The following is a 16,751-nucleotide window of genomic DNA, read 5'->3' on the forward strand; positions in this document are numbered from 1 at the left end:
CGCCACCTTAGCTGCGCCCTCAGGCATTGTTAGCGCCATGCTGTTGGCTGCACTCGTGTTCTGGGTAGCATACGATCAGGAATCCGAAACGCGGATGGTCTACTGATTACCGTAAGAATTGCGAGCATAAAAAAAGCGGGCATGCCCGCTTTTTTTATTGCACCACACACAGCTATTAAAAGCTTGCACTCTCGCGCAATGCCGCGATGCGTTTTTCCAACGGCGGGTGGCTCATAAATAATTCGCCCAAAGTTTTGCTTTTGCCGTTGATGCCGAAGGCCACCAATTGCCCATCCAGCGTACTCTCGTGTGAAACCTTGAGGCGTTCCAAGGCAGCAATCATTTTTTCTTTGCCTGCCAGCTTGGCACCGCCAATATCGGCACGGAATTCACGCTGACGGGAGAACCACGCCACGATGGTGCTGGCCACTATGCCAAACACCATTTCCAACACGAACACGGTCATCATGTAGGCGAAAGCGCCGCGATCGCGATCACCAATGAATTGCGCCACGACACGCGCCAAGAAAATCACAAAGGTGTTTACCACGCCTTGAATCAAAGTCAGGGTCACCATGTCGCCATTGGCGATGTGTGAAACTTCATGCCCCAACACCGCTTCCGCTTCTTCACGGCTCATGTTGTGCAGCAGACCGGAGGAGACAGCCACCAAGGCGCTATCGCGCTTCATACCGGTGGCAAATGCATTGATATCGGGTGAGTCGTAAATCGCCACATCCGGCATGCCGATACCTGCCGCCTGTGCTTGACGCTTCACCGTCTCTAGCAGCCAAGTTTCTACCTGTGTGCGCGGCTGCTCGATCACTTGCGCCCCCGTGGTGCGCAGCGCCATCCACTTGGACAGCATTAAAGAGATAACCGAGCCACCCATACCAAACACAAAAGCCAACAACAGCAGGCCGCCCATGCTGTTGCGCGACAGCCCCAGATACGACTGCAACACGCTCAACACGATGCCGAGCACCAACATAATGGCCAAGTTGGTCGCTAGAAATAAAACAATGCGCTTCATGAAAACCTCAAAGTGGATGCGTAACCCGAAGATGGGTGCTGCCGAGCGCTTTTCAAGCGACTGGCAGCGTTAGGACAAGAAACAATAAGAATAGTTCCCAATACGCTGTTTAACGGCGTCGCACAATGCCGCCGCTGTTTTTCTTGTCGTCTTCAGTCTGTTCCAAGCTGAGACCAGCCAGCCCACCAAAACCGCCACCGCCCGAATTTTCTTGCGCCAGTTTGATCATCAAGCGCAGATCGTTGGGCGAATCCGCGTGCAACAGTGCATCTTCGTAAGTGATCTCTCCGGCATCGTAGAAATTGAACAGCGCTTGGTCGAAAGTCTGCATACCCAATTCCGTGGATTTTTTCATCAACTCTTTCAAGCCGTGCACTTCACCTTTACGAATCATGTCGGAAGCAAGCGGCGTATTGAGCAGCACTTCGATAGCTGCACGGCGACCGTTGCCATCCGGTGTCGGCACCAATTGCTGCGCGATGATTGCTTTTAAGTTCAGCGACAAATCCATCCACAACTGCGAGTGCCTATCGGCGGGGAAAAAGTGAATGATACGATCCAAGGCTTGGTTAGCGTTGTTGGCGTGCAGGGTGCACAAACACAAGTGACCGGTTTCTGCAAACGCAATCGCGTGATCCATGGTTTCGCGTGAGCGTACCTCACCGATCAAAATAACATCGGGCGCTTGACGCAAAGTATTTTTCAGCGCCACTTCAAACGACTCGGTATCAATGCCCACTTCGCGCTGCGTAACAATACAGCCTGCGTGTTGGTGAATAAATTCGATCGGATCTTCGATGGTAATGATGTGACCTTTGGAATTGCGATTGCGATGGCCGATCATCGATGCCAACGAAGTGGATTTACCTGTGCCGGTCGCGCCCACAAAAATAATCAAACCACGTTTGGTCATCGCCAATTCTTTGATTACTTCTGGCAACATCAAATCGTCAATTTGCGGAATCTTGGTTTCGATACGACGCAACACCGCACCCGCCAGGTTGCGCTGATAAAACGCATTGGCACGAAAACGACCGATACCGCGCGCCGATACCGCAAAATTCAACTCCAAATTCTGCATGAACTCTTCGCGCTGCTTTTCGTTCATCAAACCGAGCACGACTTCACGCGTCAATTCCGGCGTCAACGGCGTGTTGGTCACTGGCACCACTTTGCCGTTCAGCTTGATTGAAGGTGGAACGCCTGCGGTGAGAAAAAGATCGGAAGCACCTTTTTCTACCATCAATGCCAACAGTTTGCTGATATCCATATTGTTCTTACCTGAATAAGGGTTATTGCCAGAATAATGATTTGTTATCGATTAAAAGTTTTCTGGAATTTTCGCTTTTTCACGCGCTGCATCGCGCGAAATCAAACCTTTTGACACCAAGTTCGTCAAACACTGATCCAGCGTCTGCATGCCCAACTGACCGCCCGTTTGAATAGCGGAATACATCTGTGCAATTTTGTCTTCACGAATCAAGTTACGAATCGCCGCGGTGCCGCGCATGATTTCGTGTGCCGCCACACGACCGCCGCCATTTTTCTTCAACAGCGTTTGTGAAATTACGCCTTGCAGTGATTCCGACAACATCGAACGCACCATGGCTTTTTCTTCCGCAGGGAATACATCCACCACACGGTCGATCGTTTTTGCGGCTGAAGTGGTGTGCAGCGTACCGAACACCAAGTGGCCGGTTTCTGCAGCAGTCAATGCCAAACGAATGGTTTCCAAGTCACGCATCTCACCCACGAGAATAATATCTGGATCTTCCCGCAAAGCTGAACGCAATGCTTCGGCGAAGCCCAAAGTGTCGCGGTGCACTTCCCGCTGGTTCACCAAACATTTTTTACTTTGATGTACGAATTCGATTGGATCTTCGATGGTCAAAATGTGTTCGTATTTGTTGTCGTTGATGTAGTCAATCATCGCCGCGAGCGTGGTGGATTTACCCGAACCGGTTGGTCCCGTCACCAAAATTAAACCGCGCGGAATGTGACACAAATCTTTAAACACTTGCCCCATGCCCAACTCTTCCATCGTCAATACTTTGGAAGGAATGGTTCTGAATACCGCACCGGCGCCGCGGTTTTGGTTGAAGGCGTTGACGCGGAAACGCGCCACACCTGGCACTTCAAACGAGAAGTCAGTTTCCCAAAACTCTTCGAAATCTTTGCGCTGCTTATCGTTCATGATGTCATAAATCAGCGCGTGCACTTGCTTGTGCTCCAGCGCCGGCAAGTTGATGCGGCGCACATCGCCGTCCACACGAATCATCGGTGGCAAACCGGCCGACAAGTGAAGATCCGAAGCGCCTTGTTTTGCGCTGAAAGCCAGCAGTTCAGTAATATCCATAATGAAAACAACCTTGTGTTGAGAGTTAACCCACGGGACACCGGTACAACACCTGCATCCATGACGACAATCGCTGCCAATATAGCCAAGGTGCACGACCGTATACAACACACCGCGCAGAAATGCGGGCGCGATGTGAACGCCGTCACATGACTGACCTGGGCAATTAGCGCTCGCTTATAATGCTGCGCTCTTTGGGAGGCACGGCATGACTCAACCCACTATTGGATTTATCGGCGCCGGCAATATGGCGGCCAGCTTGATCGGCGGCTTGGTCGCGCGCGGTTTTACGCCACAGCAACTCTGCGCCGCAGACCCCAACGCCGCTGGCTTGCAGGCACTCGCCGCACAACACGGCATCCACGCTTGCACGAGCAATGCGGAGGTCGCGCAACGCGCCGATATTCTGGTGCTGGCCGTGAAGCCGCAGGTGATGAAAGCGGTGTTGACCGATCTCGCGCCATCTGTGCAGAGCAAGCACCTGATCCTCTCCATCGCCGCCGGTATCAGCATGGCCAGCATGGAGCAGTGGCTCGGTGGCGCGCCCGCCATCGTGCGCTGCATGCCCAACACCCCCGCGCTGGTGCAGCAGGGCGCGAGTGGCTTGGTCGCCAACGCGCGCGTCAGTGCCGTGCAGCGCGAGCAAGCAGAAGCGATTCTGAAAGCTGTCGGCATTGCGTTGTGGCTGGATAACGAGACACAAATTGATGCCGTGACCGCCGTTTCCGGCAGCGGCCCCGCGTACTTTTTTCTGTTGATGGAAGCGATGATTGCCGCCGGTGAAAAATTGGGGCTCAGCACAGAAGCTGCTCGCGCGCTCACGCTACAAACCGCACTCGGTGCCGCGCAGATGGCGTGCAGCAGCGAGTTTGATCCCGCCGAATTGCGGCGCCGCGTCACTTCGCCAGGCGGAACCACCGAACGCGCCATTGCGCATTTTGAACAACAACATTTGCGCACGATTGTTGATGATGCCTTGCAAGCGGCCAGCACGCGCTCGCAAGAACTGGCGCAACAATTGAGCTAAACAACTATCGAGTTCGCACACATGAATGCATTCGCACAAATTGGCATCCTCACCCTGCAAACCATCGGCGGTTTGTATTTGCTGGCGGTGGTATTGCGTTTTTTATTGCAGGCCGCCCGCGCCGATTTTTACAATCCACTCTCGCAAGCGATCGCAAAAATCACTACACCTGTTTTGATGCCGCTGCGCCGCCTCATTCCCGGCTTGTTTGGCCTGGATCTCGCCTGTGTTGTCTTGGCGATTGCCGTGCAATACCTCACCGTCACTTTGAGTTGTTTATTGGTGGGTATTTTTAATCCACTGATTGTGTTGCTGTGGAGTTTGATCGGCATCGCATCCATGGTGGTCTACATTTATTTAATTTGCATGATCGTGATGATCATCCTCAGTTGGGTTGCGCCCTACACACGCCACCCCGCTGCAGTATTGTGCGTGCAATTGGTGCGGCCGCTGTGTGCGCCTATCCAGCGTTTTATTCCCTCACTGGGCGGTTTAGATATTTCACCGATTTTTGTTTTTTTATTACTGAATGCCGCGCGCGTGTTGATCAACAGCGCCGCAGCCAGCACCGGCTTAATGGGCGGTGCCAGCATGTTAGTTCCTGGTATGTTTTGATAAAAGCCCATTATGACACTCGCTATTTTTGATCTCGATAACACGCTGCTCAACGGTGACTCCGATCACGCTTGGGGTGAATTTATTGCCGATCTCGGCGTGGTCGATGCAACAGAATACCGCGCAAAAAATGACGCGTTTTATGACGATTACTGTCGCGGCGAATTGGATATCTACGCCTACCAGCGTTTTGTACTGGGCGTATTGGCGGGCAAAAGCATGGATGAATTATCGCGCTGGCATGCGCAATTTATGCGCGACAAAATTGCCGGCATGATTCTGCCCAAAGCTGTCGACCTCATTGAAAGCCATCGCGCACAAAATCACACTTTGATGATTATCACCGCCACCAACGCTTTCATTACTGCCCCTATCGCGCAGCGCTTAGGCATTGATATTTGGCTCGCCACCGAGCCGGAGATACGCAACGGCGTTTACACCGGCGACATCAGCGGCACACCCTGCTACCGCGAAGGCAAAGTCGAGCGCCTCAACGCTTGGCTAAACAACAATAATGAAACCCTGCACGGCAGTTTTTTCTACAGCGATTCGCACAATGATTTGCCGCTGCTACAAAAAGTGGATAAGCCCGTAGCGGTTGATCCCGATGACAAACTTAAAGTGTTTGCAGAAAAAATGGCTGGCAGGTACTGGGTTTGCGGTGAGAAAACATTTCAATAAAAATAATCTAATAAATAACAGGGCCTCATGAAAAATATACAGTTGCATTCGTTAACTTCTCTACGCTTCTTTGCCGCTCTGATGGTTTTTTTTAGTCACCTTGATTTTCTGCGCATACACACAGATACAGCGGGAAACCCAGACAAATACCAAGACATCTATAACACCTGGTTTTATGAGGGATATTCTGGCGTAACTTTTTTCTTCATTTTATCCGGATTTATCTTGGCTCACTCGTATCAAGATAGACTGGCAAACCGCACAACGACCACTGCAGATTTTTTTATTTATCGCATCGCGAGAATCATGCCACTACACTGGCTAACACTTTTACTAGCCATATTTTTATTGCGCACATCCAACGGTAATTATGATTTTTTCTCCACTAGCAGCTTTCTGACCAACGCACTCTTATTACAGGCTTGGTTTAGCGACACAAGCACGGCATTTTCCTACAACTTGGTATCATGGAGCTTGTCAGATGAAATGTTCTTCTATGCCATGTTTCCATTGCTTATCCGACTCAACACCAAAGCACTTATCCTCATTTTCATTCTACTCATCACCTGCATACTCACCTGGCTGCCGATAACGCTGCCCTTCGCGCCTTTTCATCTACCACGCTTCACCGATCTCACGAAATATTATGCCTACTGGTTTCCTGCATTCCGTATTGGTGACTTTCTAGCAGGCATTATTCTCTACCGCGCATGGATTACCTACAAAACAATCCCATCACTGCTAGCTAGTCTCCTGCAAGGAGCGTCCATTGTTTTACTGGTTTTATTTTATGCCCACCATGCCAGCGTCGATGAAACTCTGCGTTTCGATTTTTACTACGCCACTCCCATGGCTTTTCTGATTTTTGTTTTTGCTTACTCCAATGGGGTTTTTGCAAGAATGATATCCAATCGCCCCATGCTGATACTCGGCGAAGCCAGCTTTGCTTTTTACATGATCCATCAGCTAGAGCTGTATCAGATTGGCCATCGATTGGTGAGGTACAACGATACCCTACTTGAATGGTTCTATATGACAGAGCACCCAGAGTACGCTGTGTGCATCCACTTGGGTATCAGCGTGATCTTGAGCCTAGCGCTCTTTTTCTTATTTGAACGTCCAGCTCAGCGCATTTTCCAGAAAGGATTGTTTGGCATAAAAAACATGATCATTCGTGCCGAATTTAAACCTACTCGCGCTTAATGCGCAGTCAGGCTAATGATTCCTCCCGCAACCGTTCCATCACGGTCTTTGTCTCCGGTCTTACCCCGCGCCACAAATAAAAACTTTCGGCGGCTTGCTCTACCAACATACCCAAACCGTCGGCGACTTGCGCACCGTTGCGCTGCGCCCACTGCAAAAATGGCGTGAGTTGTGTGCCGTACATCATGTCGTAACAGCAGGCGTTGGGGTTGAGGATGGCGGGGTCGAGATCGGGCATTTCGCCACCCAAGCTGGCAGAGGTGCCATTGATAACGATGTCAAACGGGCGCGCGTGAATTTGCAAACTGCTGGCGCGCAGTAATTTTATTTCTTGTGCAGATTTGCCCACAGAAAAATCTTTCACCAGTGCTTCTGCTTTTTCCAAGGTGCGATTGGCAATGACCACGCGCGAGGGCTGCTCCGCCAACAAAGGCGCAATCACGCCGCGCACCGCACCGCCCGCACCGAGCAACAACACGCGTTTGTTTTTTATCGTCCAGCCGAGGTTTTGTGTGATGTCGCGCAGCAAACCGGCACCGTCGGTGTTATCACCATAAATTTTTCCATCCGGCATTTTTTTCAGCGTATTTACCGCGCCGGCGGCTTCGGCGCGCTCGCTCACCACATCGGCCAGTTCAAATGCTTCTAACTTGAACGGCACGGTGATATTGAGGCCGCTGCCGCCGCTGGCAAAAAAGTTTTTTGCCGTGGCAATAAATTGATCGGCGGCAACCAATTGACGATCGTAGATCAAATCCTGCTGCGTCTGTGCGGCAAACGCAGCGTGAATCTGCGGTGATTTGCTGTGTGCTATGGGGTTGCCAAATACCGCGTAACGATCAGTCATGTTTTTTCCTGTAATGATTTACACCCACTCGCGGCGCACGATGTAATCGCTGTAGAGTTTGGCTTCTGGTGAACCCGCTTCCGGTTGCCAGTTGTAATGCCAGCTCACCAGCGGTGGCAACGACATCAAAATAGATTCGGTGCGCCCGCCAGTTTGCAGACCGAACAGCGTGCCGCGATCGTACACCAAGTTGTATTCCACATAGCGCCCGCGACGATACAACTGAAAATTGCGTTCGCGCTCACCGTATTTCATGTTTTTACAACGCGCCACCACAGGGCAATACGCTTCAATATAGCTGTCACCTACGGCTCGCAAAAATGCAAAACTTTTTTCAAAACCCCAAGCATTCAAATCATCAAAAAACAAACCGCCAATACCGCGCTGCTCATTGCGATGCTTCAGAAAAAAATACTCATCGCACCATTTTTTGTAATCGGCATACACATTGGCACCAAATGGCTCACACGCTTTTTTTGCCGTGCGGTGCCAATGCACACAGTCTTCATCAAAACCGTAATAAGGCGTGAGATCGTAACCGCCGCCAAACCACCACACATCCGGCTCACCGTCTTTGCGTGCGATAAAAAATCTCACATTGGCATGCGAGGTAGGCACATAAGGATTTTCTGGATGGATAACAAGAGAAACGCCCATCGCTTCAAAGGCACGCCCCGCCAATTCTGGGCGATGCGCGGTGGCAGAAGCTGGCATGGAATCGCCTTGCACATGTGAGAAATTGACGCCGCCTTTTTCAAATACTGCGCCGTTGGTAATCACGCGCGTGATGCCGCCACCGCCGCCCCCTTCGCGCTGCCACGCGTCTTCGACAAATTTCGCACGACCATCTTCCGCTTCTAAACCTGCGCAAATACGATTTTGCACATCCAACAAATAATTTTTTACCGCAGCTACATCAACAGTCATCACACTCTCTCCAATTCATTAAGCCATGCGGCAGATGTCGCCCGTCATTACATCGCGAATCTGCGTGGGGTTTTGCAAACCGCCGAGTGCACCGGGCAGCACAGCATCCAAGGTGTCGCCAAAATTGCAGCGCACATCAAACACCGTACGCGCCGGTTTTTTACCCGCACGATTTGCTGATGTTGACACCAAAGCTCTACCAAACTGTTTGCACAACGCAGCTGCTAACGGGTGCGCCGTAACGCGCACCGCCAGTGTGCTGCGCCCGCCAGTAATCCACGCCGGCGCTGCGCCATTGTTAGGCACCAGCCAAGTATTAGGGCCAGGCCAACTTGCGTGCAGCAGCGCCAGTTTTTCTTCTGGCAAACCGCGCAGGTAGGGCATCAGTTGTTCAACATCGGCTGCAATAAGTATCACGCCCTTGCGCCAGCTTCGTTGTTTTAGCGCAAGCAATTGTGCAACAGCTTCTTCATTGTGCGGATCACAACCCAAACCCCATACCGCTTCCGTGGGATAGGCAATCACGCCGCCGCTGCGCAATACCGACACCGTACGCTGCAGCTGAAAAGTGTTCATTGAAAGTTTTCGTTCAGGCACCGAAAGCATTTTGTATCCACTCAAATTGCAGTGCATTATTTTCTGTCGGCCTTGCCGCGACAATATCGAAGCGACACGGCGCATTGCGCCACTGCGGATGCGCCAATAAAAACAACTGCGCGGTTTGCAGTAATTTGCGCTGTTTACTCGCCGTCACACTTTCTACCGGCGAACCAAAGTTATCACTTTTGCGAAAGCGCACTTCGACAAACACCAGTGTTGCACCTTCGCGCATAATCAAATCAATTTCACCGCCGCGCCGTTGAAAATTCTGCGCAATGGATTGCAGGCCTTGCTGCTGCAAATAGTGTTCTGCAGCGCGCTCTACCACTTCACCCCGTGCGCGCGGCGCAGCGGCACCGCGAGGCATCAGAAACGCCCGTCAGCCGTGGCGGGCTGAGCGATGGGTTTGCCGTCTTGCATCACCGCCCACACCAAACTGCGCTGCACGCGACGATTGCTCATGCTCAAGTAGCCGGTATTGCCCGACACACGCAACGAGGCGTTGCCCGCCAGCGGTGACAGTTGTGAGAACAGTTGCTCGGCATCGGCACCCATCGCGAACAGGCGTCCGTTGGCATTATTCGGCACGGGAATTTTGGCTTCTTGCAGCGGCCCGCTGCTCACCTGCCAAGGCGACAGGCACACGCGCAGACCATTGGTGCGCACATCAACGCGACCGTCCAACACTTCCGCCGTCGCGTACACCGGCAGATCTTTGCCGCCGTTGCGTTGCAGAGCATCCATCACGGCTGCTGCATCTGCGCCGTTGCCACTGAAATACACCATCTCCGGCAGGGTTTTGCCGGCGCGCATCTGCCCGCTCGCCAAATCCACGCCGAGCGCATCGGCGATCGCCGCGCTGTAATTGCCAGTGCCAGCCGCGTAGCGCATTTGCACCGCTTCACCACCCGTGCGCTGCCAAGCCTGTGTGAATGCCTGTGCCAAGCGTTCGCCGCGCTCGCCCTGCGGTGCAATCACCAAGGCACGGCGGTAGCGATTGGCGGCCGCTGTGGTTGCCACCTGCGCCACATCGTCATCGGGGTTGAGGCTGAATTGATACAAAACATCGGCGCTGCGCTGCTCCGGCGCGGTGTGGTTCAACGCCAGCGTCGGTACCGGCAAATTGGCTTGATTGGCCAATACTTGTACCTGTTCTTTTCCAGCGGGCCGATCACCAGTTGCGCACCCTGCGCCACAGCTTGCTGGTAAGTATTGAGGATATCGGGCGAGGCGCTGGTATCCACCAAATCCACCTGCGGCGCGCCGCCACCGCCACTCATCTGCTGGTAGTGCATGCTCATGAAGCCATCGCGGAATGCCTGCCCCGCCGCCCCCCACTTGCCAGTCAAGGGCAGTAACAAGGCGATGCGTTGTGGGCGAGCGCCGTTGGAAGTTTCACTGGCAGCGACCACCAACTCGGCGGGCATACTGCGATTGGCAGGGTGTGTGGCGTAACGGTTGCGCCAGCTCTGCACATCGGCGGCCATGCGCTCGCTGTTGCCTGCGTCTTCACGCTGAATGTGAGCAAGTGCTAACCATCCTGCTAATAGCTGATCTTCTTTAGAGTTGCGGCTGTCGGCGTTCTCTAAGAATTGCAGATCCGCCATCGACATCGCCAACAACAGCCGCCAAATGCTGGCCGACAATTCCGCTTGCTCTGCCTCCGGCGTGTGCGCACTCTGGCTAATGCGCTCATGCAGTGCGTCCAGCATTTTGCCTTGGCGCTCAAACAAACGCGCACGCAGACTGTGCAGCGTGGCCGTCTGACTCTCGCTCAGCCCTTGGTTCAATTCAGGGGCAAGCAGCACACGCGCCGCATCGTCTACATGGCGCTGGTACAGTGCCCAATCGCCGTATTGCAGGCTGTACTCGATGCGCTGTGGCGGCGTAAGCGACTCGGGACGCAGTACCTCAAACACGCGCCCCATGCGCACATAATCACCCATTTGTTGATAGTAGGCCGAGGCTTGCAGAAAGAGGGTTTCGCGCTCGGGCGATTGCGCGGCTTCTGCGCGCTTGAGCAATTCAAATACCAAGTTGGTGTTGACCGCCTTCGGCTTGGCGCTGCCCTCAGAAGAAGACGATTGCTCTGCGATCTCGGGTATCGCACCGCTATCTGGCTTGGGCGCAGCACAGCTCGCCAAACCCATACTTATCAACAACATCAAGACAGCTGCGCCGCGCAGGCGCAAACGACAAGGTAGAATGAAAGACATCTTTGAATTCCGGTTTATGGCATGTCCACGGCAACCCTGTATCTGGTCGCAACGCCCATAGGCAATCTGGCCGACATGGTACCCCGCGCCCTTGCGGTTCTCCAATCCGTTGATGCCATCGCGGTGGAGGATTCGCGCCACAGCGGCAAATTGTTGCAGCACTTCAACATCAGCAAGCCGCTGATTCCCTACCACGACCACAACGAGCGCGATGCCGCCGAGCGCATTCTGCATTTATTGCAGCAGGGCAAACGCGTGGCGCTGATTTCCGATGCCGGTACGCCCGCCATTGCCGACCCCGGCTACCGCTTGGTGCGTTTGGCACATCAGAATGGCGTGCGCGTGGAGAGCCTGCCAGGGCCCTGCGCGGCCATCACCGCGCTGGCTGGTTCCGGCTTGCCTTCCGACCGTTTTTTATTTTGTGGATTTCTGCCCGCCAAGCAGCAAGCGCGTTGCACGGCTTTGCAGGTGCTGGCTGATGAATCCGCCACGCTAATTTTTTACGAAGCGCCGCACCGCCTCGCCGACACCGTGCGCGATTTGGCAGATACATTTGGCGGCGCGCGCGAAATTTGTTTGGCGCGCGAATTGTCCAAGCAGTATGAAACCCTGTGGCTGACGACGCTGGCCGAACTGGCACAAGCGCTGGATGAAAAGCGCGTGGAGGAGCGCGGCGAAATCGTGTTGATCGTGGCTGGCAACACGCAAAAAAATAACGACCAAGGCGAAGACGATCGCATCTTAAAAATTCTGTTAGCTGAGTTGCCCGTGAAACAAGCGTCTGCGTTGACGGCGCAAATCACCGGCACATCCAAACGCGAGTTGTATCAACGCGCTGTGCAGTGGAAAACACAAGAGTATGACGATGCGTAGGTGCGTGTTTTTTGCGCTGTTGTTGGTGAGCAACTTTTTGCACGCTGCCACGCTGCAAAAACCGAATGTGCTATTAATTTTGCTCGATGATGCCGGCTACAGCGATGTTGCCGGTTTTGGGCGCAACGATGCGCCTACGCCCAATATTCAAAGCATCGCGCAGGAAGGTGTGCGTTTTACGCGTCACTATGCCGACAGCACTTGCAAACCCGCGCGCTTGGCGCTGCTGACGGGGCGTGAATCCGCACGCGTGGCGCAGAGCCCAGACTTTCGCGGCATGTCTCCTGATATCGTCACTCTTGCAGATGCATTGAAAACTAATGGCTACCACACGGCGCACATTGGTAAATGGCATTTGGGTGATGCCGTGCGTGGCGCATGGCCAGATCAACAAGGCTTCGACGAATGGTTTGGTTTTCTCAATCAATTTCAATTGAAAGGCCCAGATGCAGAAGGTCAATTTACCAAGCGTCCCACTTAGATCGATCCATGGCTGCAAAGCGATCACACACCCTTACAACAATACCGAGGTCACCTGGAAGATATTCTGGCTGAACGCGTGGTCGCACAAATTAAAAAAGGCAAACAAAACGCGCCGTGGTTTATCAACTATTGGCTGTTTGCACCACATCATCCCAGCACAGCCTCTGAAGAATATTTAAAAAAATTTCCCGATACACCAGAAGGAAAATACCGCGCATTGCTCGCGCAAGCCGATGCGGAAATTGGTAAAGCGCTGCAAGCGCTGCGCGATACACAACAACTCGATAACACCTTGATTGTGCTGGCTTCCGACAACGGCGGCACCAACCAAATGATGAACAACAATTTTCCTTACGCTGGCGTAAAAGGTGAATTCTTAGAAGGCAGTTTGCGCACGCCATTGATAATTCGCTGGCCCGACAAACGCAGCGCAGGCAAAGCTATCGACGACATTGTGGCAATACAGGATATTTATCCCACTGTGCTCGCTGCAGCCGGCATTACACCCACCACCGCGCTGGACGGTGAAAACCTGCAGCCGTTGCTGGACAACCAAAAACTCAAACCGCGCAACTTGGTTTTTGAAATCGGCAGTCTGGGTTTGTTTAACCACAGCATCCTCCAAGCCGATGGAGCGCTAGGCACAGCAGATAACATTTACCGTCAGTGGCGCGATAAAAAAACGCCGCTGCAACTGCAGTACCACGCACTCGCTAACAATGGCCAAGCGCGCATTACAGGTGACGACTTTCGCCGTGCGCCTGGCTACGGCGCATTCAGTTTTGTGATTGGAGCAACGCTATCTCCTTCATCGCCTAACGGACCTCAAACCATCGCCGAACAAAAAGGTCTTTGGTCTTTAATCTACAACAGCGACAACACATTTTCCGTGCGCATTGGCAACGACACCGTTGTAAGTCAGCCTTGGAAAAACGCCGCACGCAATAAAACCTGCACCGCCATTTCACTCACCAGCTTTTACACACGATCACGCCTACACGCCGGACACAACAGCGCACAAATGGCACTGTATGTCGGCGGCGAAAAACTCTTGGATTGGCGGCAAGAAAATCCTGCAGAAATTGATGGCGATTTTTCTGAACCCACCTGGATAGGGCGCGATGCACAAGGGCAACACGCTTGGCAGGGCTTGTTATCACAACCACAATTCTTTAACGCACTGTTATCTGACAACAACAGTGCTGCCTTTGATCGCGGGCAAGATACCGAAAAGCGTATTTGCGCAACGACACCCAAATAATATGCGCCTGCAAATCCCACAAAAATTTCGCCGCAATTCACACATGGTGAAAGAAGCTGGCTACGATGAATCCGCCAAAGAAATTATTGCATTGATGGCTGAGCGTTTAGGGCTTGCTGACTTCCGCGACACGAATATTCTTGATGTGGGTTGCGGCACGCGTTTTTCTGCTTACATGATCAACAACGAGGTGCCTGTCAAAAGCTACACCGGCATTGATGTCGACGAAGAAATTATTGATTTTTTGCAAACAGCTGCAAGCCCTGTTGATGCGCGTTTTCATTATGCACACTGGCCGGTTCGCAACGCACTTTACAACCCAGCAGGCGCGCCGCTGTCATTGCAAACGCATTTGCCTGTTGCCGGATCGTTTGATGTGATTTGGCTGTTTTCTGTTTTTACGCATTTAGACCCAGATGATGCGGCAGCCATGTTGCGCATTTTGCGCCAACACATCGCCTCTCACGGAAAATTGATTTTTACTTGTCGCATCAACAACACAGTCGATGGCTTTGTGGACCGCATCCCAGAGCAACCCCTGCTGCGGGCGGTGTTTTCTCAAACACTGATGGAAAAGATGATTATAGAAAGTGGCTGGACCATTGATCATTTTTATAAAAATGATCCGCGCGATTTTATTCGCAACTACTACATCTGCTCACCTAGGCGATAGCACTCAAGGCAACTCATCTTGCTCTAGGCTTTCTTCGCTCTCTTCACTTTCATCGGGTGCAGATAGCATAGGCTCAGCAGGCATATGATCGACATCCTGTGAAAAACCAATGTAGTCTTGTACGCCAATTTCGGCCAACTCCTGCGTATCGAACGGGCCGACATCGACACGCTCGCGCGTCATAAAATACCAACCGTCCCCGCTAAAGAAAGTGCGTGAACGGCGCTCTGGGGGCGCACTATTTTCCCCTTTGCGCCGACTGTCTGCGTGCTGCTTCTTGCTCATAAAATTCGCCTCTTATCAGTTGTTTTTCTCCTTGGGCGTTTTCACTTTACAACGACTCTAGCCCTTGACCATACCCTATAATGCGGCTCTGATTTGGCAGGCAAACAAGGTATCGCGTGTTATTTAACTCCTACGAATTTCTGCTGCTTTTTCTCCCACTTGCGCTCGGCGGCTACTACACCATCAGCCGCAGCTTTGGTCAAAACAGCGCTATTACTTGGCTGGCGCTGTGCTCCATGTTCTTTTACGGCTGGTGGAACCCCGCTTATATCGGCTTGATGACAGCCTCTATCCTGTGTAACTACGGCTTTGGGGTGGCGTTGTCGAGCCGCTACCGCTCGCGGCTCACACTCGCGCTCGGGGTTGCTCTCAACCTGTTGCTGTTGTGCTATTACAAATACACGGATTTTTTCATCAGCAACATCAATGAATTCGCAGGAACCGCTTGGGCGCTGCACCACATCATTCTCCCTCTCGGTATTTCTTTTTTTACTTTTACGCAAATTGCCTATTTAGTTGATGTGTATCGCGGTGAAGTGAAAGAGTACCGCATCACGGATTACTTTTTGTTTGTCACTTATTTCCCGCACTTAATTGCCGGTCCCATCATTCATCACAAAGAAATGATGCCGCAATTTAAATTACCCGCCACCGAGACCATCACCGCGCGCAATATCACTGCTGGCTTAGTGCTATTCACGATTGGCATGGCGAAAAAAATTCTGATTGCCGATCGCGTGATGGTGTATGTCTCGCCTGTTTTTTCTGCGGCAGAAAATGGCGCGACGCTCACCTTTTTTGAAGCGTGGGGCGGTGCGTTGGCGTACACCATTCAGTTATATTTTGATTTCAGCGGCTATGTCGATATGGCACTCGGCATCTCGTTGCTGTTTGGCATACGCCTGCCACTCAATTTCGATTCGCCATATAAAGCCACCAATATCATTGATTTCTGGCGACGCTGGCACATGACGCTGTCGCGTTTTTTGCGCGATTATCTCTACATTGGTTTAGGCGGCAACCGCAAAGGCAAAGCGCGACGCTATATCAATTTATTGCTCACCATGTTGCTGGGCGGTTTGTGGCACGGCGCAGGTTGGACTTTTGTGATCTGGGGCGGCTTGCACGGCCTGTATCTCTGCATCAACCACGCGTGGCGTGCGCTGTGCGGCAATCGCACGCCAATACTGCCAGCACCACTGCGCACTGCACTCTATGGCAGCATTACATTTTTGGCTGTCGTTGTGGCTTGGGTATTTTTTCGCGCAGAAACTGAACACGGCGCGTGGCAAATCTTACAAGGCATGGCCGGTGTAAACGGCGTTTCACTGCCGTTGAAATACGCCGACGACTGGGGCGCAGTGGGCGTGTGGCTGACACAACAAGGTTTGGTGTTTGACGACAGTTTATTCAAAGGTGGCAAACAATTAGGCCAGATTTTTTGGGCATTGCTGATCATTTGGTTACTACCCAACTCGCAAGTTCTCTTGCGGCACTATGATGTTTGCACCACACCCATTACAGAAACTTCGCGCATTGCTTTTCGACCCAACTGGGCAACACTGGCGATGGTGTTACTGGTGTTGATTTACAGTTTTTCACGCCTGACCGAACTCAGTGAATTCCTGTATTTCCGCTTCTGAAACATTTTTTTTGCTGCTTACGATCTAG

18 protein-coding genes and 1 pseudogene are annotated in these 16,751 nt (G+C 52.3%); 9 read left to right on the top strand and 10 right to left on the bottom strand.

Annotation, left to right across the window (positions count from 1 at the left end):
• Positions 1-175: 175 nt before the first annotated feature.
• The 3 genes from htpX to IPK30_04260 all read right to left on the bottom strand — a co-directional run bounded on the left by htpX (position 176) and on the right by IPK30_04260 (position 3,389).
• Positions 176-1,033: a protease HtpX gene (htpX, locus tag IPK30_04250; GenBank protein MBK8102501.1), complete on the bottom strand. Its 858-nt coding sequence runs from the start codon at positions 1,031-1,033 to the stop codon at positions 176-178.
• A 109-nt stretch (positions 1,034-1,142) separates the two neighbouring features.
• Positions 1,143-2,303 carry a PilT/PilU family type 4a pilus ATPase gene (locus IPK30_04255; GenBank protein ID MBK8102502.1) on the bottom strand — a complete coding sequence of 387 codons (1,161 nt, stop codon included), beginning with the start codon at positions 2,301-2,303 and terminating at the stop codon, positions 1,143-1,145.
• A 51-nt stretch (positions 2,304-2,354) separates the two neighbouring features.
• Complete coding sequence (locus IPK30_04260; GenBank protein MBK8102503.1) at positions 2,355-3,389, bottom strand: type IV pilus twitching motility protein PilT; 1,035 nt, start codon at positions 3,387-3,389, stop codon at positions 2,355-2,357.
• A 208-nt stretch (positions 3,390-3,597) separates the two neighbouring features.
• Between IPK30_04260 and IPK30_04265 the strand changes: the two genes are divergently transcribed.
• The 4 genes and pseudogenes from IPK30_04265 to IPK30_04280 all read left to right on the top strand — a co-directional run bounded on the left by IPK30_04265 (position 3,598) and on the right by IPK30_04280 (position 6,915).
• Positions 3,598-4,416 carry a pyrroline-5-carboxylate reductase gene (locus tag IPK30_04265; GenBank protein ID MBK8102504.1) on the top strand — a complete coding sequence of 273 codons (819 nt, stop codon included), beginning with the start codon at positions 3,598-3,600 and terminating at the stop codon, positions 4,414-4,416.
• Between the two features lie 21 nt (positions 4,417-4,437).
• Entirely contained in the window at positions 4,438-5,031 is a 594-nt protein-coding gene (locus IPK30_04270; GenBank protein ID MBK8102505.1) for a YggT family protein, read from the top strand.
• A 12-nt stretch (positions 5,032-5,043) separates the two neighbouring features.
• Positions 5,044-5,696, top strand: a pseudogene (locus IPK30_04275) (HAD family hydrolase).
• Positions 5,697-5,739: 43 nt separating this feature from the next.
• On the top strand, positions 5,740-6,915 hold the full coding sequence (locus IPK30_04280; protein MBK8102506.1) for an acyltransferase: 1,176 nt from the start codon (positions 5,740-5,742) through the stop codon (positions 6,913-6,915).
• 7 nt (positions 6,916-6,922) lie between these two features.
• Here IPK30_04280 and aroE read toward each other — a convergent pair whose 3' ends face one another.
• From aroE to IPK30_04310, 6 genes are read right to left on the bottom strand one after another with little or no spacing between them, the layout of a single operon-like run.
• Complete coding sequence (aroE, locus tag IPK30_04285; GenBank protein MBK8102507.1) at positions 6,923-7,762, bottom strand: shikimate dehydrogenase; 840 nt, start codon at positions 7,760-7,762, stop codon at positions 6,923-6,925.
• Positions 7,763-7,780: 18 nt separating this feature from the next.
• Entirely contained in the window at positions 7,781-8,689 is a 909-nt protein-coding gene (hemF, locus tag IPK30_04290; protein ID MBK8102508.1) for an oxygen-dependent coproporphyrinogen oxidase, read from the bottom strand.
• Positions 8,690-8,707: 18 nt separating this feature from the next.
• On the bottom strand, positions 8,708-9,265 hold the full coding sequence (locus tag IPK30_04295) for a Sua5/YciO/YrdC/YwlC family protein (protein ID MBK8102509.1): 558 nt from the start codon (positions 9,263-9,265) through the stop codon (positions 8,708-8,710).
• Between the two features lie 13 nt (positions 9,266-9,278).
• Entirely contained in the window at positions 9,279-9,656 is a 378-nt protein-coding gene (locus IPK30_04300; protein ID MBK8102510.1) for a YraN family protein, read from the bottom strand.
• On the bottom strand, positions 9,656-10,429 hold the full coding sequence (locus IPK30_04305) for a penicillin-binding protein activator (protein ID MBK8102511.1): 774 nt from the start codon (positions 10,427-10,429) through the stop codon (positions 9,656-9,658). The genes IPK30_04300 and IPK30_04305 overlap by 1 nt, the downstream gene beginning before the upstream one ends.
• Positions 10,387-11,505: a penicillin-binding protein activator gene (locus tag IPK30_04310; GenBank protein ID MBK8102512.1), complete on the bottom strand. Its 1,119-nt coding sequence runs from the start codon at positions 11,503-11,505 to the stop codon at positions 10,387-10,389. The genes IPK30_04305 and IPK30_04310 overlap by 43 nt, the downstream gene beginning before the upstream one ends.
• Positions 11,506-11,526: 21 nt before the next feature.
• Between IPK30_04310 and rsmI the strand changes: the two genes are divergently transcribed.
• The 4 genes from rsmI to IPK30_04330 are packed head-to-tail and all read left to right on the top strand — an operon-like array spanning position 11,527 to position 14,795.
• Positions 11,527-12,378, top strand: coding sequence for a 16S rRNA (cytidine(1402)-2'-O)-methyltransferase (gene rsmI / locus IPK30_04315; GenBank protein ID MBK8102513.1), 852 nt, complete (start codon positions 11,527-11,529; stop codon positions 12,376-12,378).
• Positions 12,371-12,859: a sulfatase-like hydrolase/transferase gene (locus IPK30_04320; protein ID MBK8102514.1), complete on the top strand. Its 489-nt coding sequence runs from the start codon at positions 12,371-12,373 to the stop codon at positions 12,857-12,859. Before rsmI ends, IPK30_04320 begins: the two co-directional genes overlap by 8 nt.
• Positions 12,860-14,122, top strand: coding sequence for a sulfatase-like hydrolase/transferase (locus IPK30_04325; GenBank protein MBK8102515.1), 1,263 nt, complete (start codon positions 12,860-12,862; stop codon positions 14,120-14,122).
• A gap of 1 nt (position 14,123) precedes the next feature.
• Complete coding sequence (locus tag IPK30_04330; protein MBK8102516.1) at positions 14,124-14,795, top strand: class I SAM-dependent methyltransferase; 672 nt, start codon at positions 14,124-14,126, stop codon at positions 14,793-14,795.
• Positions 14,796-14,798: 3 nt separating this feature from the next.
• Here the strand turns inward: IPK30_04330 and IPK30_04335 are convergent, their stop codons facing one another.
• On the bottom strand, positions 14,799-15,080 hold the full coding sequence (locus IPK30_04335; protein MBK8102517.1) for a hypothetical protein: 282 nt from the start codon (positions 15,078-15,080) through the stop codon (positions 14,799-14,801).
• A 116-nt stretch (positions 15,081-15,196) separates the two neighbouring features.
• On the opposite strand from IPK30_04335, the gene IPK30_04340 reads away from it, so the two are divergent.
• Positions 15,197-16,723, top strand: a complete 1,527-nt coding sequence (locus IPK30_04340) for an MBOAT family protein (GenBank protein MBK8102518.1) — start codon at positions 15,197-15,199, stop codon at positions 16,721-16,723.
• Positions 16,724-16,751 lie beyond the last annotated feature (28 nt).

The organism is Cellvibrionales bacterium, assembly GCA_016713115.1.
Lineage (GTDB): Bacteria > Pseudomonadota > Gammaproteobacteria > Pseudomonadales > UBA7239 > UBA7239.

Coding starts and splice junctions, on each gene's coding strand:
- IPK30_04320 (MBK8102514.1), top strand. CDS start 12,371: ATGCGTAGGTGCGTGTTTTTTGCGCTGTTGTTGGTGAGCAACTTTTTG.
- aroE (MBK8102507.1), bottom strand. CDS start 7,762: ATGACTGATCGTTACGCGGTATTTGGCAACCCCATAGCACACAGCAAA.
- IPK30_04260 (MBK8102503.1), bottom strand. CDS start 3,389: ATGGATATTACTGAACTGCTGGCTTTCAGCGCAAAACAAGGCGCTTCG.
- rsmI (MBK8102513.1), top strand. CDS start 11,527: ATGTCCACGGCAACCCTGTATCTGGTCGCAACGCCCATAGGCAATCTG.
- IPK30_04310 (MBK8102512.1), bottom strand. CDS start 11,505: ATGTCTTTCATTCTACCTTGTCGTTTGCGCCTGCGCGGCGCAGCTGTC.
- IPK30_04300 (MBK8102510.1), bottom strand. CDS start 9,656: ATGCCTCGCGGTGCCGCTGCGCCGCGCGCACGGGGTGAAGTGGTAGAG.
- IPK30_04295 (MBK8102509.1), bottom strand. CDS start 9,265: ATGAACACTTTTCAGCTGCAGCGTACGGTGTCGGTATTGCGCAGCGGC.
- hemF (MBK8102508.1), bottom strand. CDS start 8,689: ATGACTGTTGATGTAGCTGCGGTAAAAAATTATTTGTTGGATGTGCAA.
- IPK30_04270 (MBK8102505.1), top strand. CDS start 4,438: ATGAATGCATTCGCACAAATTGGCATCCTCACCCTGCAAACCATCGGC.
- IPK30_04255 (MBK8102502.1), bottom strand. CDS start 2,303: ATGGATATCAGCAAACTGTTGGCATTGATGGTAGAAAAAGGTGCTTCC.
- IPK30_04280 (MBK8102506.1), top strand. CDS start 5,740: ATGAAAAATATACAGTTGCATTCGTTAACTTCTCTACGCTTCTTTGCC.
- IPK30_04335 (MBK8102517.1), bottom strand. CDS start 15,080: ATGAGCAAGAAGCAGCACGCAGACAGTCGGCGCAAAGGGGAAAATAGT.
- IPK30_04330 (MBK8102516.1), top strand. CDS start 14,124: ATGCGCCTGCAAATCCCACAAAAATTTCGCCGCAATTCACACATGGTG.
- IPK30_04265 (MBK8102504.1), top strand. CDS start 3,598: ATGACTCAACCCACTATTGGATTTATCGGCGCCGGCAATATGGCGGCC.
- htpX (MBK8102501.1), bottom strand. CDS start 1,033: ATGAAGCGCATTGTTTTATTTCTAGCGACCAACTTGGCCATTATGTTG.